Origin of the sequence: Butyrivibrio hungatei, from assembly GCF_900101605.1 — a bacterium.
GTDB lineage: Bacteria > Bacillota > Clostridia > Lachnospirales > Lachnospiraceae > Butyrivibrio > Butyrivibrio hungatei_B.
This window is the reverse complement of sequence record NZ_FMUR01000015.1, coordinates 1-24144: the sequence shown is the minus strand read 5'-3', so window position 1 is coordinate 24144 and position 24144 is coordinate 1. Positions and strand designations below refer to the sequence as shown.

General features: G+C 37.2%; 23 protein-coding genes and 1 tRNA gene. 17 read left to right on the top strand and 7 right to left on the bottom strand.

All coding sequences use genetic code 11. The annotated features are described in order from the left end of the window. From BLP87_RS11915 to dnaA, 7 genes are all read right to left on the bottom strand, one after another. Positions 1 to 1455 carry a GGDEF domain-containing protein gene (locus tag BLP87_RS11915; protein WP_074462870.1) on the bottom strand — a complete coding sequence of 485 codons (1455 nt, stop codon included), beginning with the start codon at positions 1453 to 1455 and terminating at the stop codon, positions 1 to 3. Positions 1456 to 1478: 23 nt separating this feature from the next. After that, a complete protein-coding gene (gene gyrA, locus BLP87_RS11910) occupies positions 1479 to 4040 on the bottom strand; it encodes a DNA gyrase subunit A (protein ID WP_083334596.1) in 2562 nt (853 codons plus the stop codon). A 21-nt stretch (positions 4041 to 4061) separates the two neighbouring features. Further along, positions 4062 to 5999 (bottom strand): DNA topoisomerase (ATP-hydrolyzing) subunit B, encoded by a 1938-nt coding sequence (gene gyrB, locus BLP87_RS11905; protein ID WP_074462869.1) that lies wholly within the window; start codon positions 5997 to 5999, stop codon positions 4062 to 4064. Between the two features lie 15 nt (positions 6000 to 6014). Beyond that, a complete protein-coding gene (gene recF / locus BLP87_RS11900; RefSeq protein WP_074462868.1) occupies positions 6015 to 7118 on the bottom strand; it encodes a DNA replication/repair protein RecF in 1104 nt (367 codons plus the stop codon). Beyond that, entirely contained in the window at positions 7115 to 7330 is a 216-nt protein-coding gene (locus tag BLP87_RS11895) for an RNA-binding S4 domain-containing protein (protein WP_074462867.1), read from the bottom strand. The genes recF and BLP87_RS11895 overlap by 4 nt, the downstream gene beginning before the upstream one ends. A gap of 26 nt (positions 7331 to 7356) precedes the next feature. Further along, positions 7357 to 8466 (bottom strand): DNA polymerase III subunit beta, encoded by a 1110-nt coding sequence (gene dnaN / locus BLP87_RS11890; RefSeq protein WP_074462866.1) that lies wholly within the window; start codon positions 8464 to 8466, stop codon positions 7357 to 7359. A 308-nt stretch (positions 8467 to 8774) separates the two neighbouring features. After that, a complete protein-coding gene (gene dnaA, locus BLP87_RS11885) occupies positions 8775 to 10175 on the bottom strand; it encodes a chromosomal replication initiator protein DnaA (protein WP_074462865.1) in 1401 nt (466 codons plus the stop codon). Between the two features lie 527 nt (positions 10176 to 10702). Between dnaA and rpmH the strand changes: the two genes are divergently transcribed. The 17 genes from rpmH to BLP87_RS11800 all read left to right on the top strand — a co-directional run. Continuing rightward, positions 10703 to 10837, top strand: coding sequence for a 50S ribosomal protein L34 (gene rpmH, locus BLP87_RS11880; protein WP_013282343.1), 135 nt, complete (start codon positions 10703 to 10705; stop codon positions 10835 to 10837). A gap of 60 nt (positions 10838 to 10897) precedes the next feature. Then, positions 10898 to 11248 (top strand): ribonuclease P protein component, encoded by a 351-nt coding sequence (gene rnpA / locus BLP87_RS11875; RefSeq protein WP_074462864.1) that lies wholly within the window; start codon positions 10898 to 10900, stop codon positions 11246 to 11248. Next, entirely contained in the window at positions 11245 to 11454 is a 210-nt protein-coding gene (gene yidD / locus BLP87_RS11870; protein WP_074462863.1) for a membrane protein insertion efficiency factor YidD, read from the top strand. Before rnpA ends, yidD begins: the two co-directional genes overlap by 4 nt. 17 nt (positions 11455 to 11471) lie before the next feature. Next, positions 11472 to 12779 carry a YidC/Oxa1 family membrane protein insertase gene (locus BLP87_RS11865; protein WP_074462862.1) on the top strand — a complete coding sequence of 436 codons (1308 nt, stop codon included), beginning with the start codon at positions 11472 to 11474 and terminating at the stop codon, positions 12777 to 12779. Positions 12780 to 12818: 39 nt separating this feature from the next. Next, a complete protein-coding gene (jag, locus tag BLP87_RS11860) occupies positions 12819 to 13586 on the top strand; it encodes an RNA-binding cell elongation regulator Jag/EloR (protein ID WP_074462861.1) in 768 nt (255 codons plus the stop codon). A gap of 85 nt (positions 13587 to 13671) precedes the next feature. After that, entirely contained in the window at positions 13672 to 15087 is a 1416-nt protein-coding gene (gene mnmE / locus BLP87_RS11855) for a tRNA uridine-5-carboxymethylaminomethyl(34) synthesis GTPase MnmE (RefSeq protein ID WP_074462860.1), read from the top strand. 3 nt (positions 15088 to 15090) lie between these two features. Then, the gene (gene mnmG / locus BLP87_RS11850; protein WP_074462859.1) at positions 15091 to 17019 is read left to right on the top strand and encodes a tRNA uridine-5-carboxymethylaminomethyl(34) synthesis enzyme MnmG; all 1929 of its coding nucleotides are present in this window, start codon (positions 15091 to 15093) and stop codon (positions 17017 to 17019) included. Continuing rightward, the gene (rsmG, locus tag BLP87_RS11845; RefSeq protein ID WP_074462858.1) at positions 17009 to 17746 is read left to right on the top strand and encodes a 16S rRNA (guanine(527)-N(7))-methyltransferase RsmG; all 738 of its coding nucleotides are present in this window, start codon (positions 17009 to 17011) and stop codon (positions 17744 to 17746) included. The genes mnmG and rsmG overlap by 11 nt, the downstream gene beginning before the upstream one ends. Before the next feature lie 277 nt (positions 17747 to 18023). After that, positions 18024 to 18800: a ParA family protein gene (locus tag BLP87_RS11840; protein WP_074462857.1), complete on the top strand. Its 777-nt coding sequence runs from the start codon at positions 18024 to 18026 to the stop codon at positions 18798 to 18800. Positions 18801 to 18818: 18 nt separating this feature from the next. Next, positions 18819 to 19733: a ParB/RepB/Spo0J family partition protein gene (locus BLP87_RS11835; RefSeq protein ID WP_074462856.1), complete on the top strand. Its 915-nt coding sequence runs from the start codon at positions 18819 to 18821 to the stop codon at positions 19731 to 19733. Between the two features lie 16 nt (positions 19734 to 19749). Further along, positions 19750 to 20271 carry a DUF4446 family protein gene (locus BLP87_RS11830; RefSeq protein ID WP_026656309.1) on the top strand — a complete coding sequence of 174 codons (522 nt, stop codon included), beginning with the start codon at positions 19750 to 19752 and terminating at the stop codon, positions 20269 to 20271. A gap of 36 nt (positions 20272 to 20307) precedes the next feature. Continuing rightward, positions 20308 to 21597: a serine--tRNA ligase gene (gene serS / locus BLP87_RS11825; RefSeq protein WP_027208998.1), complete on the top strand. Its 1290-nt coding sequence runs from the start codon at positions 20308 to 20310 to the stop codon at positions 21595 to 21597. A gap of 29 nt (positions 21598 to 21626) precedes the next feature. Next, a complete protein-coding gene (locus BLP87_RS11820; protein ID WP_074462855.1) occupies positions 21627 to 22517 on the top strand; it encodes a DUF3881 family protein in 891 nt (296 codons plus the stop codon). 20 nt (positions 22518 to 22537) lie between these two features. Beyond that, a complete protein-coding gene (deoD, locus tag BLP87_RS11815) occupies positions 22538 to 23245 on the top strand; it encodes a purine-nucleoside phosphorylase (protein ID WP_026513422.1) in 708 nt (235 codons plus the stop codon). A gap of 132 nt (positions 23246 to 23377) precedes the next feature. After that, a tRNA-Arg gene (locus BLP87_RS11810) sits at positions 23378 to 23451 on the top strand. Between the two features lie 97 nt (positions 23452 to 23548). Continuing rightward, entirely contained in the window at positions 23549 to 23788 is a 240-nt protein-coding gene (locus BLP87_RS11805) for an NUDIX hydrolase (RefSeq protein ID WP_176756645.1), read from the top strand. Between the two features lie 166 nt (positions 23789 to 23954). Beyond that, a partial coding sequence (locus tag BLP87_RS11800; RefSeq protein WP_330390059.1) for a hypothetical protein occupies positions 23955 to 24144 on the top strand: 190 nt, incomplete at its 3' end.

The window sequence follows — 24144 nt, the reverse complement described above, 5'->3', positions numbered from 1 at the left end:
TTAGAAATTTCCTTTTACTCTCTGCAGACTTTCGTCTGTTTCTTTTAACATCTCTCTTAGAGAAAGATTGTCTTCATAACTGAATTCGCATACCGAATATTGCAGGTAGTTGATATATCTCTTCGATCTATCAAGAAGTGCTGCATTTTGAGATGACATTTCCTCACGGAAATTCTCAGCCATTCCTTCTTCCGAAGATACCGAGATAGCTGCAAATTCATCACCGCGGATTCTACCGTGTATGCAATCTTTAAACACAATATCCAGTATTTCTGCAACTTCTCTAACTGCCTGATCACCTTCATTGTGTCCGTATACATCGTTTATTTTCTTAAGAGAATCCATCCTGATATATGCAACAACCGCATATTTTCCGGCTTCAAAATTCTCTTTGAGATAGTCATAGGCTTTCGCAAAAAAGCCTCTTCTGTTTAGACCTCCCGTCAAATAATCCTGTCCTCCGATGTGATCAAGAACCGAATCATCCCTTGCAAGTTCTTCCTGAACCTCAAGAAGCTCTTTCTTGGTCTTTTCCATCTCTGTCTCAAGATATGAAACCCTTGAAGTTATCGTAACTATTCCTACAAGGCTGTCAAAATAATTATCAATAAGTATTCTCGGATTAAACTCGGTGATCATAAGTCCGAGCTGATACTGACCTACAAAGATATTGCTTGCAACAAGAACTTTTGGCGTTCCATTTTCAAAGATATTCAATATCCCATCTGTATCTATTTCCGTGTTATTGTCGGTTACTATTTCAGTTCCGTCTACAATTGCACTCTTAATCTTAATTTTATCGGGAAATTCCCATGGATGTTTGAAAGTATTTCTGATTTTCTTGTCATAAAGGAACAGTCCACAGTTTTTTACACCAAGCTCTGTATTTATCTGTCCCATTGACTTATATAGACCTTCATCTTCAAATTTCCGATTGAACAGTCTTGTTCCTATATCGGAAATTACAGAAAGAGCCTTTGCTTCAGACTCTTCAATGAATGAGAAAACACAGGACGGTTCTTCATTTGAAAGCTTCCCTGTTTCCGCATATGACACTGCATCACAAATAGCCTGATATCCCTGCTGTTCGAGATATCCGTGATCAGACATTATTTTTTTTGAAGCAACATATCCTTCCTGCTCGGTAAGAGTCAGAAAAGGAATCTCAAAAAAGCTCTTCAAAAGAGCTTCTTTTTTCAAAATGGCAACATTCTTTCCGATTCGCTCGATATCGATAACTACCGCATCAAATCCAAGTTTTGTTGCATATTTAAAAAGAGCCGTGTTCTGAAATTTGTACGGATGCTTTTCATCAACATCATCATTGTTTACAAGATATTTGCCCGGCATTATGACAAGGGTTATTCCCTTGTCAACTGCCGCTTTATTTGCACCTATACAGATTTTTTTTACTTCATTGTCCTCTAGTTCAGAGATTACAAGTCCGATTTTCATACTTCCCCCACACTCGAAATATATTAAACGTCTTCTTCGATTTCTCCGTCGTTTACTTCATCGATATTATCGAGTTCTTTATCTCCGTCAGAGATTTTTTCTCTAACTTTGGCAATTTTTGCTACTGTAACGCCCTTATCAAGATTTATCATCTTAACTCCGGATGTTACTCTTCCGTGGACAGTTATCTCATCCATACGAAGCTGAATTATGATTCCGGCATTTGTGATCATCATGATCTCATTATCTTCATTAACTGCCTTAACACCGACAACAGCTCCTGTCTTTTCGGTTATCTTGTAGCACTTAACACCTTTTCCGCCTCTGAACTGGTTATTGAATTCACTTAGAACTGTTCTCTTTCCATATCCTTTTTCAGAAACTATAAGGAGTGAGTCACCCTGAGTATTGAGCTGCATTCCGACGATTTCATCCGTATCGTCGAGTGTCATTCCTCTTACACCCATAGATGCTCTTCCGGTTGCTCTTACATCTTCCTCATCGAAGTGAATACACATTCCGTTCTTTGTTACAAGGAATACTTCAGCTCCCTTCTGAACACTCTTAACCTCTATAAGCTCATCATCATCTCTGAGATTGATTGCTGCAAGTCCTGTCTTTCTGACATTTATGAAATCAGTTATAGGAGTTTTCTTTACAGTACCTTTCTTTGTTACCATAAAGAGACTCTTACTTTCATCTTCAAAGCCTTTAACAGGAATCATTGCTGTGATCTTCTCTCCGGGAGCAAGCTGAAGGAGATTAACGATTGCCATTCCTCTTGAAGTTCTGGATGCCTCAGGAATCTGGTAAACCTTAAGTCTGTAGACTCTACCCGTATTTGTAAAGAACATTACATAGTTATGGGTAGTTGTCATAAGGATATCTTCCACAAAGTCATTGTCGATAGTGGTGATTCCTTTTATTCCTTTTCCGCCGCGATTCTGTGATTTGAAGTTATCAATTGACATTCTCTTAATATATCCGAGATTTGTCATTGCAATTACTGTATTTACATTAGGGATCAGATCTTCCATATCGATATCGGAATCGTCATGTCCGATCTGTGACTTTCTGTCATCGCCGTATTTATCGGAAATCTCTGTTATTTCTTTTTTGATAACTCCGAGAAGTATCTTTCTGTCTGCAAGAATAGCTTTTAATTCCTCGATTTTCTTAAGGAGTTCAGCATGTTCCTGTTCAAGCCTGTCTCTCTCCAAACCTGTGAGAGTACGAAGTCTCATATCAACAATTGCCTGAGCCTGAACATCTGTAAGTCCAAAGCGGGCCATGAGTTGTTCCTTGGCAAGAGCAACTGTTTCACTGCCTCTTATGATCTTGATTACTTCATCGATGTTATCAAGGGCAATAAGCAATCCCTGTAAGATATGATCACGCTCTTCAGCTTTGTTAAGATCATACTTTGTTCTTCTTGTTACTACGTCTTCCTGATGAGCGATGTAGTGTTTGAGCATCTCTGTGATGCTCATAACCTTAGGCTGGTTATTTACAAGTGCAAGCATGATGATTCCAAATGAATCCTGCATCTGTGTATGTTTATAAAGCTTATTAAGCATGATGTTAGGGTTAACGTCATTTCTAAGCTCAATTACAACACGCATACCTTCTCTGTCAGATTCATCTCGAAGTGCTGTAATTCCGTCGAGTTTTTTAAGTTTAACGAGCTCGGCGATCTTTGCGATCATATTTGCTTTATTTACAAGATAAGGAAGCTCTGTAACTACAATTCTGTTCTTACCGTTCTGCATAGGCTCGATATCTGTTACAGCTCTTACTATTACTTTTCCTCTACCAGTTCTGTATGCTTCCTCAGCTCCTCTTGTTCCAAGTATTATTCCACCGGTAGGGAAATCCGGAGCCTTGACGATTGAAAGGATTTCCTCAATATCTGTATCTCTGTCCTCAAGTACACGGTTATCAATCATCTTTACAACCGCTGCTATTATCTCTCTTAAGTTGTGAGGAGGAATGTTTGTTGCCATTCCTACAGCGATACCTGTTGTTCCGTTTACCAAAAGATTCGGATATCTACTTGGGAGAACTGAAGGCTCTTTTTCTGTATCATCGAAGTTTGGAACGAAATCTACTGTATCTTTACCGATATCCGCAGTCATCTCCATTGCGATTTTTGTAAGACGAGCCTCAGTATATCGCATAGCCGCAGCGCCGTCACCGTCAACAGATCCAAAGTTTCCGTGACCGTCAACAAGACAACATCTCATTGACCATGGCTGCGCCATATTAACGAGTGCTCCATAAATAGAACTGTCACCGTGAGGGTGATATTTACCCATTGTATCACCGACGATACGCGCACATTTACGATGCGGCTTGTCGGGACCGTTGTTAAGTTCAATCATAGAGTACAGAATTCTTCTCTGTACAGGCTTAAGACCGTCTCTAACATCAGGAAGCGCACGTGATGCGATTACGCTCATGGCATAATCAATGTAGTCTGCTTCCATTGTCTTTTGAAGGTCTACTTCTTTTATTCTGTCAGTAGTGACTTTATCAAATACATCTTCTGACAGTTCATTGTTGTTATTGTTATTATTATCAGCCATTTCTTTTCCTTTTTACGTTCTTTAAATATCCAGGTTCTTTACAAACTTTGCGTTCTTTTCAATAAACTCTCTTCTGGGTTCAACTTTATCACCCATAAGTGTTGTGAAAGTAACGTCTATATCCGATTCAGATTCTTCATCCATATTTACTCTAAGGAGAACTCTTCTCTCGGGATCCATTGTTGTCTCCCAAAGCTGCTCGGGATCCATCTCACCAAGACCCTTATAACGCTGAATCTTGTTGTTCTGATCTCTTCCGACATCCATAAGAATCTTATTTAGCTCTTCATCACTGTATGCGTACCATACCTTCTTGTTCTTTTCAAGCTTATAAAGAGGCGGCTGAGCAAGATATACATGACCTTCTTTGATAAGCTCAGGCATAAATCTGTAAAGGAATGTGAGCATAAGTGTTGCAATATGCGCACCGTCTACATCGGCATCGGTCATAATAATGATCTTGTCATAACGAAGTTTGCTTATATCAAAGTCATCATGTATGCCTGTTCCAAACGCTGTGATCATTGACTTGATCTCTGCATTTCCGTATATTCTGTCAACTCTGGCTTTTTCTACGTTGAGAATCTTTCCTCTAAGAGGAAGTATAGCCTGTGTTGCTCTGCTTCGCGCAGTCTTAGCCGATCCGCCGGCGGAATCTCCCTCAACTATGAATATTTCACAGTTCTTAGGATCTTTATCCGAACAATCTGCAAGTTTTCCGGGAAGTCCCAATCCATCGATAGGAGACTTACGTCTTGTAAGATCTCTTGCTTTTCTTGCTGCATCTCTTGCTCTCTGCGCAAGGATTGCTTTTTCAAGAATCTGTTTTGCAACACTCGGATTCTGCTCAAGAAAATATGTAAGCTGCTCACCTACTATTCCTGCAACAGCTCCTCTTGCTTCAGAGTTACCAAGTTTCTGCTTGGTCTGACCTTCAAACTGAGGATCCTCAATCTTTACACTTATGATAGCTGTAAGACCTTCTCTGATATCTTCACCTGTAAGATTGTCATCGTTATCTTTGAGCATCTTGTTTGCTCTTGCATAGTCGTTAAATGTCTTTGTAAGAGCTGCCTTAAATCCTTCAAGATGTGTACCACCTTCAGGTGTATTAATGTTATTTACGAATGTATAGATACTCTCTGTATATGAATCGTTATGCTGAAGAGAAACTTCAACCTGTACGTTGTTCTTATTTCCCTCAAAATACATAATGTCTTCATAAAGAGCTGTTTTACTTTTGTTGAGATATTCAACAAATTCTTTTATACCACCTTCATAGTGGAATGTCTGAACTACAGGCTCTTCGCCTTCTTCAGTACGAAGATCGGTAAGAGAAATCTTAAGTCCCTTGGTAAGGAATGCCATTTCTCTAAGTCTCTGCTTCAAAACGTTATAATCATAGATTGTTGTCTCTTTGAAAATAAGTGCATCGGGCTTAAAGTATACTCTTGTTCCCGAAACTCCCTCAGGTGCTTCGCCAACAACCTTAAGAGGATAGCATACTTTTCCTCTTTCATATCTCTGCTCATATACTTTTCCGTCTCTTGTAACCTGAACTTCAAGCCATTCAGAGAGCGCATTTACAACTGAAGCACCAACACCGTGGAGTCCGCCTGATACCTTGTATCCTCCACCACCAAACTTTCCACCTGCGTGAAGGATTGTAAATACAACCTCAACACCGGTAAGACCGGACTTGTGGTTTACATCAACAGGAATTCCTCTACCATTATCTTTTACAATAATAGTGTTATCTTCGTTAATTGTTACTTCGATATGATCACAAAATCCAGCAAGTGCTTCATCTACGGAATTATCCACGATCTCATAAACAAGATGGTGTAATCCTCGGCTTGCTGTAGTTCCGATATACATACCAGGCCTTTTTCTGACTGCTTCAAGTCCTTCCAAAATCTGAATTTGGTCAGCGCCATACTGTACTTCTTCGTTGCTCATGTTCTACTCCGTTTCTTAGTTTTCACTACTTACTGTTCCTTCGGTTACTTTGAACAGTTTATCTATTTCAAATCTGTTATTAACAAACTCATCAAGACCGGTACATGTTATTATCGTCTGAATATCTCCGATGGTGTTTAAGAGATAATTCTGTCTGTTGCTGTCAAGCTCTGACAATACATCATCCAACAGTAATACCGGATTTTCTTTTTTTGCTCTCTTAACTATCTCTATTTCTGAAAGTTTAAGTGACAAAGATGCTGTTCTTTGCTGGCCTTGTGAACCAAATTTCCTGATATCTATAGCATCTTCCGCATTCATTTTTTTTATCATAAAAGAAAAATCATCTTTATGAGGTCCGACAGTTGTTTGTTTGGTATAAGTATCTTTTTTTCTTGCCTGCTTTAATCTGCTCTCAAATTCCTCAAGCTTCACGTTAGGTTCATAGAAAACCGACAGAGTTTCTTTTTCTCCCGTCAGCTTTTCGTGAATAGGTCTTATTATTTCATTAAGATCTTTGATGAATTTTTCTCTTGTCTTTATAATGACGGATCCGTATTCGAATAATTGCTTATCCTGAACGTCCAAAAGTACACTGTTTTCAGGATGTTCAAAAAGATCCTTTAGAATCTTATTTCTTTCGACAACCAATTTATTGTACTTAGAAAGATTATTAAGATATATCTGATCAAGCTGACACAGCTCCATATCCATGAATCTGCGCCTTTCAGAAGGACCGTTTTTTATTATGCTCAGATCTTCCGGTGAGAAAAAAACAACATTCAACCTGCCAATCAGATCAGATGCCCTCTTTATCTTCTGCCCGTCTATGGCTATTCCTTTGGACTTGCTCTTTCGAAGGTGCATATCAACGCGATATTCTGCATTGTCTTTTTCCAAAATGGTTCTTATATGCGCTTCTTCTTTGCCAAATCTGATTATTTCTTTGTCCTTACTCCCCTTATGTGACTTTGTCGTTGCAGAAACAAAGATTGCTTCCAGAATATTGGTCTTGCCCTGCGCATTGTCACCATAAAGTATATTAGTGCCTTTACTGAAATTTATCTTTATATTCTCATAATTCCTGAAGTCAGCTAATTCCAATGATTTTATTATCATTTTTCTATCTTTACCTGTACGCCATCGTATTCAAAAGTGTCTCCGTCATAAAGTTTACGACCGCGTCTAACCTCAACTTCGCCGTTTACTTTTACAAGACCGGCTTGTATATCCATCTTGGCATCAACACCAGAACCCTCGAGACCGGCTTTTTTCAAAGCCTGTCCGAGTTTTATAAATTCATCTTGTTCTCTTAATTTTACTATTTCCATCTTAAATCAGGTCCTTTGGTAATTAATTAATCAACTGTCGTAAAGTTGACCGGTAATACCAGATATGTATAAGTTGATTCCTTGTCCCTAATAAAGCAAGGTGCTTTAGGATTAACAAGATAGATATCAACTACTTCATCCTCAATTGCTCGCAGTGCATCGATAAGGAATTTAGGATTAAATCCTATCATTAAATCTTTTCCCTGCTTATCAATATCGATTACTTCATCCATACTTCCTATTGTTGATTTTATCTTTAATTCCATATTGGTATCTGTAATGGATATTATTACAGGTTTCTTGTCACCTTCTTTTACAAGAAGTGTTGCTCTGTCTATACAATCAAGTAATTCTTTTCTGTTAATGCTCATCTTTGTTTCATAATCACTTGAAAGCATCTGATCTATGCTGAAGTATTCGCCTTCAATAAGTCTTGAAACAACAACTGTATTATCAAACTCAAAGAGAATATGCTTGTCGGTAAAATAGATATGTACTATTTTCTCAGTGCTGTCTCCGAGAATCTTACTTATTTCACTAAGTGCTTTTCCGGGAACTATCACTTTTTTGTATGAATACTCTTCAGAAAGTTTTACTTTTCTGATAGATATTCTGTGACCATCAAGAGAAACGAGCTTTAAGATATCTCCGTCAACTTCAAAAAGTTCTCCTGCCATCATCTTGTTTGCATCATTCTCTGAAATTGAAAAGATTGTCTGTTGAATTATATTTCTGAGAGTAAACTGAGAAACAGAAACTCCGTCTACTTTCTCTATTGACGGAAGATATGTGAAATCATCACCTTTTCTTCCAATAAGGTTGAACTTTGCTTTTTCACAACTGATTATTACTTTGTTTGAACTGTCTGATTCAATAGTAACGGCATTGTCAGGAAGCTTTCTTACAATATCTACAAATATCTTTGCATCGATTGCTATATATCCTCTTTCTTCAATGTTACCTTCTACTATTGTCTGAATACCAAGTTCCATATCATTGGCGATGAATTTGATGACTCCTTCTGTTGCATCAACCAATATACATTCAAGAATAGACATTGTTGTCTTAGAAGGAACTGCTTTTGATACAATCTGCAATCCACTAATAAGATTCGACTTTGAGCAAACGACTTTCATTTAACCACATACTCCCTTCAGAACATAAAAAGTATAAAATATATATAAAAATATAGTAAAAGAATTAATAATAGCTGTTGAAAAGTGTAAAACCTATTCCATTATACAATCTATGCGGCTTTTTTACAAATTTTTAGGTGTTGAAAACAAAAAATTAGGTGTTGAAAAGTAAAAAGTTATAAACAGGCCTAATTTTAACAAATGAGGGTGAAAAAAAATATCCACCCTCAATCAACATCAAATAACATTTAAATAACATCCTAATAACAGGTTTTCTACATAGATATCCACAATAAGTTATCCACAATTTATAATGAAGGATTTAGTTTCTTCATTATTATATCCATGTTTTTGTTGAGATCGTCATCAACCGCGGTAAGCTTCTTTATCTTGTTGATTCCGCTGATTACGGTCGTGTGATCTTTTTTACCAAGCAGCTTTCCTATTTCTTCAAGTGAAGCTTCGGTATTTTCTCTACATAGATACATTATTACCTGACGTGGAAGAACAATCTCTGCCTGTCTCTTCTTGGAAACGATGTCATCTTTCTTTACTCCATACTGTTCACACACAGTATCAATGATAAGCTGAGGTGTGATAACTTTGGATTTATCCGGATAGATGATATCTTTAAGAGCTTCCATAGCATTTTCAAGTGTTACATCTACATTGTTAAGTCTTGAATATGCAATGATCTTGTTATAGGCACCTTCAAGTTCTCTGATGTTTGACTTGATATTTGTAGCGATGTAGTTGATTACATCATCATCAATGTTCTTACCATAGTTCTCAGAATTCTTACGCAGGATGGCCATCCTTGTTTCATAGTCGGGAGACTGGATATCGGCGATAAGTCCCATCTCGAAACGGGATCTGAATCTCTCTTCAAGAGTTTCCATTTCCTTAGGAGGCTTATCGGATGAAAGAATAATCTGTTTTCCGGCTTGATGAAGCTCGTTGAATGTGTGGAAGAACTCTTCCTGAGTTGATTCCTTTCCTATAATAAACTGAACGTCATCGACCATGAGAACATCAACTGTTCTGTATTTATCGCGAAGCTTAGACATACTTTCTGTCTTACCGCTTCGGATAGATTCGATAACTTCGTTTGTAAACTGCTCTGATGTTACATAAAGAACCTTGGCTTTACGATTATGCTCCATGACAAAGTGGCCGATGGAGTGCATAAGGTGAGTCTTACCAAGTCCCGGTCCACCGTAGAGGAAGAGGGGATTGTAAGATATTCCCGGAGATTCGGCAACAGCAAGTGAAGCGGAGTGCGCGAACTTATTGTTGCTTCCTACGACAAAGGTATCAAATCTGTATTTAGGATTTAGATTTGAGTGTTCGTAGTTATTATTGGATGCATAGCTGTTTTCAGAAGCATCTTCTGAATTATTTTCATGAGTTTCTTCATTATTAATAGTATCTTTCTTTAAGATGAAAGATACGTCCACCATTATATCCAAAAACTCCGAAATGGTAACTTTAATAAAGTCCATGTAATGGTTGATTATGTACTGAAGAGCCATTGAGTTGTCTGAAGGAATCAGGATAGTGACGTTGTTGTCCGAAACACTATATACACTTAATGGATCAATCCATGTTTTATAAGATATCTCTGTAATTCCGGATTCAATCTTTATAGTGTGCTTTATTGATTCCCAATTGTTTTTTAATTTATCTGTGATTTCTTTTGTTGAATACATGAAAAACTCCCCAATTACGCTTTTTATCGACTTGTAGACTTTTACTATTTTATCTTAAAAAACTTTAAATATCAAACAAGGGTATAATGTGGAAAACTATCAGAAAAAAAATTTCAAACATAATTAAATTTTTACACTGTGGATAAATGGTCATTTTTCCACTTTAAGCTATCTACCGTTATAAATGGCGTGGTTACTGGATTTCCGATTAATAACCACAAAATTATGCTCCGGTTTATCCACAAAATACAAGAAAAATGTGGATAAAATAACGTGGTATATATTAATCAACATGTTATCCACAAAATCAACATTTTGCTGTGGATAAGTTTTGTCAACACAATATATGGGCGAATTAATTTTTTTATATTTTTTTCAAAGATTTGCCCTATTTTTCTGCGTTTTTATGGCTTGACTGCCTTGATTTTATTTATTATAATTATAAAGATTTTTTCCACACTGATATGATCTGTAATTACTAAATGTAATTGCGTTGTATAATTAGTAAAGAAGGAGGTGTTTACGATATGAAGATGACATTCCAGCCTCATAAGCTCCAGAGAGCCAGAGTTCACGGCTTCAGAGCAAGAATGGCTACTAAGGGCGGCAGAAAAGTTCTTGCAGCCAGAAGAGCAAAGGGAAGAAAGAGATTATCTGCTTGATAGTAAAGGTCACAAAATTGTGACCTTTTTTCATCTTTCCGATATAAAAAGGACAATGATATGCTTTTTTCTGATTCGATGAAAAAGACAAATGATTTCCGCAATGTTTATAAGAATGGAAAAAGTTATGCCGATAAGTATTTGGTTGTTTATGTGTGGAAAAATAACAGTTCTTCCAATAAACTTGGGATTTCATGCAGTAAAAAAATTGGGAACAGTGTTGTAAGGCACAGATTTGCAAGACTTGTTCGAGAAGTTTACCGACTACATGAAGATGTATTCAATAGTGGTTTGGATATAGTAGTCGTTGCCAGAGCCTGTGCAAGAGATGCGAGCTATCATAATATAGAAGATTCTCTTTTAAGCTTGGCAGGGAAGGCCCGCATAAAGAAAAATGGCGGTGAAAAATGAAAAAGATACTTATCTTTTTGATTAAGTTATACAGAAAGTACATTTCTCCTTTAAAGAGAACAAAATGTCCGTATATTCCGACTTGTTCGGAGTATGGACTGGAAGCTATAGAAAAACATGGGGCATTTAAGGGAAGTCTGCTCGCAATCTGGAGAATAATAAGATGTAATCCGTTTTCCAGTGGCGGATATGATCCCGTTCCGTAATGTACAGGAGGTTTATTTTGACACCAGTTCTTTTAACCCCTTATCAGGGACGTATTGTAGGACCTATCGCAAAGTTGCTTGGATATGTTATGACAGCCATATTCAACTTGCTTGATAGAATTGGTATTCCTAATTTTGGTCTTGCAATCATATTATTCACTGTAGTTATTTATATTGCTCTTCTTCCTTTGACTTACAAACAGCAGAAGTTTTCTAAACTTCAGTCAAAGATGAGTCCTGAACTTAAAGCTATTCAGGAGAAGTATAAAGGCAAAAAAGATAATGACTCCATGCTTGCGATGCAGCAGGAGACTAAAGAAGTTTACGCTAAATACGGTGTTTCGCAGACAGGTAGCTGTTTACAGCTGTTTATTCAGATGCCTATCTTATTTGCACTTTATCGTGTTATTTATTCAATTCCCGCTTATGTTGGAACTGTAAAAAAGGCTTTTTATCCTCTTGTACAGCAGATTGCAACTGCAGATGGCGGTGTTGATTTCATAAGAAATAACGTTTCCAGTGCAAAAATGTTTACCAGTCAGTTTGATAACCCGCTTTTTAAATCAGGTGATGTTACTTATGTGGAAAACACTCTTATCGATGTTTTGAACAGAGCGTCATCTTCTGATTGGGATAAGATCACATCAAATTTTAATAGTTTCAATGATTCTATTTTAAGTACACACAGTCTTTTGGACAGATACAACAATTTTCTTGGAATGAATATCGCAGATACTCCTTTGTTTATGATAAAGAGTGCATTTGCAGATAAAAACTTTGTTTTACTTATCGGAGCTATTCTTATTCCTTTTCTTGCATTCTTTACTCAGTGGGTAAATACAAAGCTCATGCCACAGCAGGTTCCTGCAGAGGGTAAGATCGATCCTAACGATCCTACAGCTCAGATGCAGCAGTCTATGAAGACTATGAATATTATGATGCCCATGATGTCAGCAGTTTTTTGTTTTAATTTTAATGCAGGTATGGGTATCTACTGGATAATTGGTGCGGTTATCAGATCTATACAGCAGGTTCTTATCAACAAGCACATTGATAGAACCGATATTGATGCTGAGATTGAGAAAAACATTGAGAAATATAAGCAGAAGCAGGAGAAACTTAAGACTACTCCTCAGATGAACAGATACGCAAACATGTCTACAAGAAATATTGTAAGTAGCGCATCAAGTTCTGTTTCTATGGAAGAGAGAGAGAATGAGCTCAAGAAGGTTAGAGATAGTTTCTCAGGAAAAGAAATTAAAAAGGATTCTCTTCTTGCCAAGGCAAATTTGGTAAAAGAATTTAACGAGAAAAATAATAAATAAGAGAAGATATATTGTTACTGTCTATTTTGGGAGGGAAAAATGGAGTATAGAGAGTTTACAGCAAAAAATGTCGATGATGCTATTACTGAAGCCTGCGAATCTTTTTGCGTTACAAGTGATAAGCTTGATTACGAAGTAGTTACAAGCGGATCGTCAGGTTTTTTGGGGATAAATGCTAAGCCTGCAATCATCAAGGCAAGAGTTAAAGAAGAGAAGAGTGAAGAAATCAAGATTGATGATATCAAGATAGATACAAAAGTTTCATCTAAGCAGGAAGTAAAAAATAAAAAAGAAAAAGTAAAAGAGACTGTAAAGGAAATTGAAAAGGCAGTCAGCTCAGACATAAATGCTGATGAAGTATGTGATAAAGCAAACAAGTTTTTAAAAGAAGTATTCGATGCAATGAAGATGGAAGTTGTAGTTAAGACTTCTTTCAACCAGGCTGATAAGATTCTTGATATTGAACTTAGCGGAGATGAGATGGGAGTTCTTATAGGTAAGAGAGGACAGACACTTGATTCTGTTCAGTACCTTGCTTCTCTTGTTGTTAACAGAGATTATTCCGAGTACATCCATGTTAAGGTTGATACAGAAAACTACAGAGAGAGAAGAAAAGCTACTCTCGAAAATCTTGCAAAGAACATTTCTTATAAGGTTAGAAAGTCCAGACATTCAGTAGCTTTAGAGCCTATGAATCCTTATGAGAGAAGAATTATTCATTCAGCTCTTCAGGGAGACAGGTTTGTTACTACTCACAGTGAAGGTGAAGAACCATTCAGAAGAGTAGTTGTTACATTAAAGAAATAATAAACATTGCCCCTCGAAGTTATATACTTTGAGGGGTATTATTATATGTAGAAAAATATTTATTAAAAAGAAACGGGACAAAGATATGTCAGGTGTTTTTAATAATTTTAATGATGATACTATCTGTGCTGTTGCGACCGCAATGTCTGATTCCGGAATCGGAGTTATAAGAGTAAGTGGAAAAGATGCAGTTGCAATTTGTGATAAGATCTATCGTTCTGCCAAGATGGAACAGACTTTAAAAGAACATGCTCCCAATACTATAAAGTATGGATATGTCTGTGACGGTGAAAAAATCATTGATGAAGTTATGATATCATTTATGAAAGCTCCTCACAGTTTTACCAGAGAAGATGTTATCGAGATCAATTCTCATGGTGGTGTTCTCATAATGAATCAGATTATTGAACTGCTTTTAAAAAGCGGATGCCGTCTTGCTGATCCGGGTGAGTTTACCAAAAGAGCTTTTTTAAATGGAAGAATCGATCTTACTAAAGCCGAAGCGATAATGGATATAATAAGTGCTCAGAATAATTTTGCTCTTGATAGTTCCAGAAATCAGCTTCGCGGAAGTATTTATGATAAAGTCAAAAGTTTGAGAGAGCAGATCATTTATGAGATGGCATTTATTGAGTCTGCACTTGATGATCCTGAAAATTATGATCTTACCGGATATCCTGAAAAACTTAAAGCCAAAGTTTCTGATCTTACAAGTGAGATTGAAAAATTACTCAGTACAGCCGATGAAGGTAAGATAAGAAAAGATGGAATAAAGACTGTTATTGTTGGAAAGCCGAATGCAGGTAAGTCTTCTCTTTTAAATACTCTTATCGGAGACGAAAGAGCAATAGTTACCGACATTGCCGGAACAACACGTGATATTATTGAGGAAACTGTAAGACTAGGAGACATAGTCTTACATCTTATTGACACTGCCGGTATAAGAGACACAGATGATATTATTGAGAAGATGGGTGTGGATAAAGCAAAGAGTAAGATAGAAGAAGCAGATCTTGTTTTATACATTCTCGATTCTACACGTGATATTGATGATGAGGATAAAGAAATCATCAGTTTGTGTGCGGATAAGAAAACAATTATTCTTCTTAATAAAAATGATCTATCAGATGACATAAAAATTAATGAGGATAATGTGTTTAAGTTTTTCACAAATGTGGATAACGTTCCTGTTATAAAAACTTCGATGTTGAAAGGAAATGGAATCGATGAATTAAAGGATGCTTTATCCAAACTTTTCTTCAACGGTGACATTTTGCCAAAGCAGGAAATTTACATCACAAACTTAAGACATAAAGAACTACTGCAGAAAGTTTATGACAGTCTTAAACTTGTGGATGACAGTATTTCAAAAAATCTTTCGGAAGATTTTTATACAGTCGATCTTTCAAATGCGTATGCTTACCTCGGTGAGATAATCGGAGAAGAAGTAGGCGACGATCTTGTGGAAGAAATCTTTTCAAAATTTTGTATGGGAAAATAATTTATGAATGTTTTTACTGAAAAATATGATGTTGTAATAATTGGAGCAGGACATGCCGGATGTGAGGCGGCACTTGCCTGCAGCAGACTTGGTCTTGAAACTATAATTTTTACTATGAGTGCGGACAACATTGCATTCATGCCGTGCAACCCTCACATTGGCGGATCTTCCAAGGGACATCTTGTAAGAGAAATAGATGCTCTTGGTGGAGAGATGGGAAAAAATATTGATAAGACTTTTTTGCAGTCTAAGATGCTTAACACTTCTAAAGGACCTGCTGTTCATTCGCTCAGATGTCAGGCTGACAAAATGGAATATTCCAAGAAGATGAAAGAGGTACTTGAAAGCCAGGAGCATCTTACCATTAAGCAGGCGGAGGTTTCAGAAATTCTTTACAGTGAACCTTCCGATGAATTGAAAGCTGAAGGTTATAAGCATGTCATTACCGGTGTGAAGATTTTTTCCGGAATAACTTATGAAGCTAAAGCTGTTATTCTTTGTACGGGAACTTATCTTAAGAGTCGTTGTCTTACAGGTGAAGCTATTACATATAGTGGACCCAATGGACTTCAACCTTCAAACCTTTTGTCACAATCACTTATCGATGCGGGAATAGAACTTAGAAGATTTAAGACCGGAACTCCTGCAAGAATGGATGGAAATACCATTGATTATTCCAAGATGACAGAGCAGTTTGGAGATGATCCTGTAATTCCATTTTCATTTGATACCGATCCTTCGGATGTACAGAAACCTCAAGTATCTTGTTGGCTTACATATACCAATGAAAAAACACATGAAATAATACGCAATAATATTGACAGGTCTCCGATTTATGCGGGAATCATTGAAGGTGTCGGACCGAGATATTGTCCTTCTATAGAAGATAAGGTTGTAAAGTTCCCGGATCATGAAAGACATCAGGTGTTTGTTGAACCCGAAGGAACATTTACAAATGAGATGTACATAGATGGAATGTCATCATCACTTCCTGAGGATGTTCAGATTGCAATGTACAGAACAGTACCCGGACTTGAGAATTGTCGAATTGTAAAAAATGCTTATGCAATTGAGTATGATTGTCTTTGTCCCGGACAACTTCATCCGACTCTTGAAATAAAAGATATCAGAGGACTTTTCTCAGCCGGACAGTTTAATGGAAGTAGTGGATATGAGGAAGCTGCTGCGCAGGGATTGTATGCCGGAATTAATGCAACGATGCAGATTAAGAACAAACCTTATTTATCTATCGACAGATCTGAAGGATACATTGGTGTTCTGGTTGATGACCTTGTTACAAAAGAAAATCTTGAACCATACAGAATGATGACTTCAAGAGCAGAGTACAGATTACTCTTAAGACAGGATAACGCGGATATAAGACTTAGAGGAAAAGGGCATGAAGTAGGTCTTATAGATGATGAACGATATAATAAGTTACTTAAAAAGATTGAGCTTACTACAAAAGAAGTTGAGAGATTAAAGAGTATAAACATCGGAGCCAATTCAAAGATTCAGGATTTTCTGACAAGGTGTGGAAGTACACCGTTAAAAACAGCAGTATCTCTTGCTGAATTATTATGTCGCCCCGAGATGACTTATGAAATGATCGCAGAGATTGATGTCGACAGACCGTTACTTCCCAAGGATGTTATTGAACAGGTTGAGATTAGTATCAGGTATGAAGGTTATATCAACAGGCAGGAGAGACAGGTTGAGCAGTTCAAAAAACTTGAGAGAAAACTTATACCTGCAGATATTGATTATAATGATGTCAGCAGTTTGAGACTCGAAGCAAGACAGAAGCTTGAAAAGTTCAGACCTGTAAATATCGGACAGGCATCTCGTATAGGTGGAGTTAATCCTGCAGATGTTTCTGTACTTATCATTTATCTTGATTCATTGAACAGAGGAAAACAGAATGAGGAATAAATACAACAAGATGATTGAAGACTTCCGTTCTTACGGAATTGAACTGACTGATAAGCAGCTCGAGCAGTTTGATAAATACTTTGAGATTCTGATTCGAGTAAATGAAGTAATGAATCTTACTGCTATAACAGATTTTGATGATGTGTGTAAGCTTCACTTTGTCGACAGTATTTCTTGTGCTCCGTTTGTTGATTTCAAAGATAAAGAGTATTCATTGATTGATATTGGAACGGGGGCCGGATTTCCGGGAATACCACTTAAAATTGTTTATCCCAATCTTCATGTTACATTACTCGATTCATTGAATAAGAGAATCAATTTTCTCAATGAAGTAATAGACACACTTGGTCTTAATGAATCTGGAAGTATTGAAACATTACATGGAAGAGCAGAAGACTTCTCATCAAGCAAGGGTGGATCACTAAGAGAAAAATTTGATTTTGCTGTTTCAAGAGCTGTAGCCAATATGTCTACTCTTACAGAATATTGTCTTCCATATGTTAAGGTTGGTGGTGAGTTCATTGCCTTCAAAGGTGATAAAGGATCTGAAGAAGTAGAAGCGGCGAAAGGAGCAATTCATCTTCTTGGTGGAAAACTTAAAGAGTGCAAAGAATTCTTATTGCCCGATACAGACATAACACGTACAATTTGTATTGTAGATAAGAAGGAACGTACTTCAAAAATGTATCCGCGCAAGGCAGGAACGCCTGCAAAAAAACCTTTATAGTATGATTAAATATGTTTCACGTGAAACATATTTGACTGTGAAAATTATATACAACTAATTGTTTCACGTGAAACATTAAAATACAAAATGTAGTAATGTTCCGTGAAACATAAAAATAGTCATGAAACATTCAAAAATTACATACATTTACATATAGTAAATGAAGCGCAATCTGGAAAATAATATCATATTTTCTAAAGATTGTGCTTTTTTTATGTTCTATAATTTTAATAATGTGGTAAAATCAGATTAGTGTTTCACGATGATGGGAGGCGTAATGGGAAGAATAATCGCAATTGCAAATCAAAAAGGCGGAGTCGGAAAGACTACCACATCAATCAATCTAGCATCTGCTTTGGCAGAGAAAGGTAAGAAGGTACTTGTTATCGATACCGATCCTCAGGGAAACACAACAAGTGGATTTGGTATTGATAAGAATGAAATCGATCATACTATATATGAATTGATGATTGGTGAGTGCAGCATTGATGAAGTAATAACCAAAAATGTTGTAAAAGGAATCGACGGAGTTGATATTATTCCTTCAAATGTAAATCTTGCCGCAGTAGAGATTGAGTTGATAGATTCTGATAATAAAGAATATATTTTAAGAGAGGCAATTAGTAGTATAAGAGATGACTATGATTTCATTATTATAGATTGTCCGCCGTCACTTAGTATGCTGACAGTCAATGCAATGACTACAGCTAATACTGTTCTTGTACCTATTCAGTGTGAGTACTATGCACTTGAAGGTCTTAGTCAGTTGGTACATACAGTTAATCTTGTAAAAGACAGACTCAATCCGGAACTCGATATGGAAGGTGTTGTCTTTACAATGTTTGATTCTCGTACCAATCTTTCACTCCAGGTTGTAGAAAACGTAAAGGAACATATACAAGAGAATGTGTATAAGACAATAATCCCAAGAAACATTCGTCTTGCAGAAGCGCCCAGTTACGGTCTACCTATAAACGTTTATGAACCTAAGTCCGCAGGAGCCGAAGCATATCGACTTCTTGCAAATGAGGTTATCGACAGAAAATTTGATTAAAGCGGAGGGGCATAAGATATGGCAGTAAAGAATGTGAAAAGAGGATTAGGAAAAGGGCTTGATTCAATAATACCTGCGAAGTCATCTTTCGCAGTTACAAAAGAAAGAGAAGTTTCATTTTCTGAAGAACAAAGTATCAGTGAAGGACAGGTTATTCATGTAAATATAACTCAGGTTGAACCAAACAGAAATCAGCCAAGAAAATCTTTTGATGAAGACAGTCTTTTGGAATTAGCTGAATCAATCAAACAGTATGGAATAATCAATCCTCTAATCGTAACAGATAAGAATGATCACTATGAGATTGTAGGTGGCGAGAGAAGATGGCGAGCTGCCAAGAAAGCAGGAATAAAAGAAGTTCCGGTTATCGTAAAAGATCTTAGTGACCATGAGATTGCAGAGATTTCTCTTATTGATAATATCCAAAGGGAAGATATAAATCCTATTGAAGAAGCTCTTGCATACAAAAAGCTAATTGATGAATTCGGATATACACAGGATATTGTTGCGGAGAAAGTTTCAAAGAGCAGAGTAACTATCACTAACTCACTTCGTCTTTTAAAGCTTTGTGAAAAAGTAAGACAGATGGTTATTGACGGACTCATAACAACAGGACATGCACGAGCACTAATATCTGTTGAGAGTGAAGAAGAGCAGACAATGCTTGCGCAGAAAGTTTTTGATGAAAAGTTAAGTGTTAGAGAAACCGAGAAACTTGTTAAGAATCTTGGTAAGACACCAAAGCCTAAAAAGGTTGTAGAAACAAATCCAAGTCTGGATGCAATTTATGCAAATCTATCTGAGAGATGTAAGCAGGCAATCGGAACAAAAGTTGATATCACATCCAAGGGTAGCGGTTCAGGAAAGATTGAGATTGAATTTTATAACAGCGACGATCTTGAGAAAATAATAAACAGACTATGCACAGAATAATCGGAGACAGAATAAAATGGAAAGTAACATATTAAATCTTTTGGGTCTTGGAAACATAGATCCTGCAATTTTTATCTTGGCACTTTTAGCATTAGTATTAATTCTTCTACTTATTGTTATCATACAAGGATGCAAGATAAGTAAAGTATCAAAGAAGTTTAATAAGTTCATGACAGGAAAAGATGCGAAATCACTTGAAGATGAAATCGTAGATCTTTTTCACGAAAACAAAATGATAAGAGCGGAGAACGATAAAAACCGTAAGGACATTCAGGACATCAACAAAAGAATGCAGAGAACCTTCCAGAAAATCGGACTTGAGAAATATGATGCATTTAGTCAGATGGGTGGACAGCTCAGCTTCGCACTTTGTATGCTCGATGAAAATGACAACGGATTCCTTATGAATTCAGTTCACAGCACAGACGGACTTAACTATTCATATTCGAAAGTTATCAACGCCGGAATAGCAGATGTTGAACTCAGTGATGAGGAAAAGAAAGCATTGGATAGTGCACGCGAAAGTGTAAGAAGATAAGAATAAAATATATAAACATACATGGAGGAGATCAAAATGATCGACATAAAATTTTTACGTGAAAACCCTGATGTGGTAAGAGAGAACATCAAGAACAAATTTCAGGATGAGAAACTTCCTCTAGTAGATGAGATTATAAAACTCGACGAAGCAAGAAGAACAAACCAGCAAGAAGCGGATGAGATCCGTGCACATAAGAATAAGATTTCTAAAGAAATCGGTGCAATGATGGCACAGGGTAAAAAAGAAGAAGCAATGGCCCTCAAGGATGAAGTTGCAAAAGAAGCAAAGCGTCTTGAAGAACTCGAAGAGAATCAGAAGAAGCTTGATGAAGAAGTTACAAATAAGATGATGATCATTCCTCAGATCATCGACAAATCTGTTCCTATCGGAAAAGATGATTCTGAGAATGTTGAGATTGAGAAGTTCGGTGAACCTGTTGTTCCCGATTTCGAGATTCCTTATCATACTGATATTATGGAGAGCTTCTGCGGAATCGATCTTGATGCTGCAAGAAGAGTAGCAGGTAACGGATTCTATTATCTGCTCGGGGATATTGCAAGACTTCACTCTGCAGTAATTTCTTACGCAAGAGATTTCATGATCGACAGAGGATTTACATATTGTGTACCTCCTTTCATGATCCATGGAAATGTAGTTGCAGGTGTAATGAGTTTCCCTGAAATGGAAGCTATGATGTACAAGATTGAGGGAGAAGATCTTTACCTTATCGGAACAAGTGAACATTCAATGATCGGTAAGTTCATAGATCAGATTATTCCCGAGGAAGAATTACCTTTACCTCTTACAAGTTATTCACCTTGCTTCAGAAAGGAAAAAGGTGCACACGGAATTGAAGAGAGAGGCGTATACAGAATTCACCAGTTCGAGAAACAGGAGATGGTTGTAATCTGTAAGCCCGAAGAATCAAAAGAATGGTATGACAAACTTTGGAAGAATACAGTAGATCTTTTCAGATCAATGGACATTCCTGTACGTACACTTGAGTGCTGCTCAGGAGATCTTGCAGATCTTAAGTGTAAGTCATGTGACGTAGAGGCATGGTCACCAAGACAGAAGAAGTACTTCGAAGTAGGAAGTTGTTCTAACCTTGGAGATGCACAGGCAAGAAGACTTAAGATCAGAATTAAGGGTAAGGATGGAAACTACCTCGCACACACACTTAATAACACAGTAGTTGCTCCTCCGAGAATGCTTATTGCTTTCCTTGAGAATAACCTTCAGGCAGACGGAAGCGTAAAGATTCCTGAAGTTCTTCGTCCTTACATGGGAGGAAAAGAAGTACTTATTCCTAAGAAGAAATAATAACAGCAGTAGAAAGGTGAAAATATTCCTTGCATAAATTTCTAAGAGCAGTCGGTTTTTCTAAAATAAAAGACAGGAATGAGTTGACCGGATTAATTACCGATTCTATTCAGAAATCTTCAAGAAGAGGATATGTGTCCATAGAGGATAATGTTATTCTTGCGGAGTTCATGCATGACTATGCAAATGAAAAAATAGGACTCGCGGTATGTGGGGAATTTGATGAACAAGATAAGTTCATATATGAGTATTACTATCCGTACATAGTCCCTTCGCAGATCAGTACGGAAGAAGATATAACAATAGAACGCCATGCAGCCCAATATTCATATGCAGGAATCTGTAATGAAAACAGGGTTGGCGTTTCACTTATCTTTTACCTTCAGAATATAATTCCTTACATCAAGTATGAGAATGAGGATCACTTTCCTGTCAGAGGAACGACACTTAGTTTGTCAGCGCTGTCGATAAAAGGTCAGATAATGATGCCGATTGCAAAGACAGAGCAACAAATAGAAGTGGCCAAAAAGAAAACCAGTTATAGGAACAAACTTATAGATAATGCAAGACGAGGTGATGAAGCAGCAATTGAATCACTGACTCTTGACGACATGGACATATACACAACGCTTTCGAGAAAAATCAGAAAGCAGGATGTGTATAGTCTGGTAGATACATATTTTATGCCATACGGAGTTGAGTGCGATCACTACTCCGTTTTAGGAGAGATAGTCAAAGTTGATAAGACGGAGAACTATCTGACAAAAGAAGTTATACACATAATGAGGATTAATTGTAACGGACTTGAATTCGACTTGTGTATAAATGATGCCGACCTGCTTGGTGAACCTGCGGTCGGAAGAAGATTTAAAGGTAACATTTGGATGCAGGGATATATCAATTTTCCCGGAACAAATTAATAGAGAAGGAGAAAATGGATATGGCTACACCTCATAACAGTGCCGAAAAAGGCGAAATTGCAAAGACCGTGCTTATGCCCGGCGATCCACTCAGAGCAAAATTCATTGCAGAGAATTTCCTCACAGACATTAAGTGTTTTAACGAAGTAAGAGGAATGCTCGGATTCACAGGTAAGTACCAGGGAAAAGAAGTGTCTGTAATGGGACACGGAATGGGAATTCCTTCAATCGGAATCTACACTTATGAACTTTTTAACTTTTATGATGTGGATAACATCATCAGAGTTGGAAGCGCCGGTGGATTAAAAGAGGATGTTAATGTAATGGACATCGTCTTCGCAATGGGTGCTCACACAGATTCCAACTACGGATTCCAGTTTGGACTTCCCGGAACATTCTGTCCGACAGCAAGCTATGACTTATTGGAAAAAGCAGTAAACATAGCAAGAGAGAAGAATGTAAAATTCCACGTGGGTAACGTACTTTCTTCAGATGCATTCTACAAGAAGTGCAATGAGAGTGAACTCTACAAAAACATGGGAGCACTCGCAGTCGAGATGGAGACAGTTGCTCTTTACATGAATGCAGCAGAAGCTAAGAAGAATGCACTTACAATCCTTACAATATCAGACCATCTCTTCAAGGCAGGAGAACTTTCTGCAAAAGAGAGAGAGACCGGATTTACTGATATGATGGAGATTGCACTTAAGACAGCAATCCAGCTTTGAGAGTGAATCAGATTATTGAATATTTGAAATAAAAATATTTATAAGTATTGAAAAACACAATTTTCAGGGAAGCGCTTTGTTATGCGTTTCCCTTGAATTGTGTCTCAGATTGTGCTAATATACAAAGGTCATGTTTGCGTAGCTCAGTTGGATAGAGCGTCCGCCTCCTAAGCGGAAGGTCGTGCGTTCGAATCGCATCGCGAACATTAAGAGAAGCTTTTAATCGGGCTTCTCTTTTTTTGCTTATACAAGAAAATAGAAAAATAATATTCAGATATTGTAAGTGAGAGCAAGGGAGGCGTTATGGAAATCTGGGATGCATATGATGAAAACTTTAATAAGGTTGATGGAGTAACATTGATTCGAGATGAAGAAATACCTGACGGATATTATCATCTTGTAAGTGAGATAATCTTAAGACATACTGATGGAACTTATCTTATGATGCAAAGAGATTTTAGGAAGCATCTTGGTGGAAAGTGGGAATTAACAGCAGGAGGATCAGCTCTTCAAGGAGAAGATTCGCTGGCATGTGTAACCTAAGCTCCCGTGAATTTATACCAAGGATTCGGTATAAACTCATCTGACTAATCATCGCAAAGCCTTGTGCTTACTGGCTTTGCAACTACAAAATATTGTATCAAAAGTGCCCAGTTTGCTTGCGATTCCTCTTTATCCTTGGTATAATTATACCAAGGAGGTAATTACCATGGAACTGAAAATCAATGAGCCTTGGATCACCAGCAAAGTCAGATGTCAGAACGGTTACGCTTATATCGACAAGCCTTTTTGGAACGCTGAAAAACAGTGCGCTGACCATAAGCGAGAATACATCGGTAAGTATGATGGCAAAGTCTTTACTCCAAACAAGACATATCATCGTCTCAAATCTGAGTATG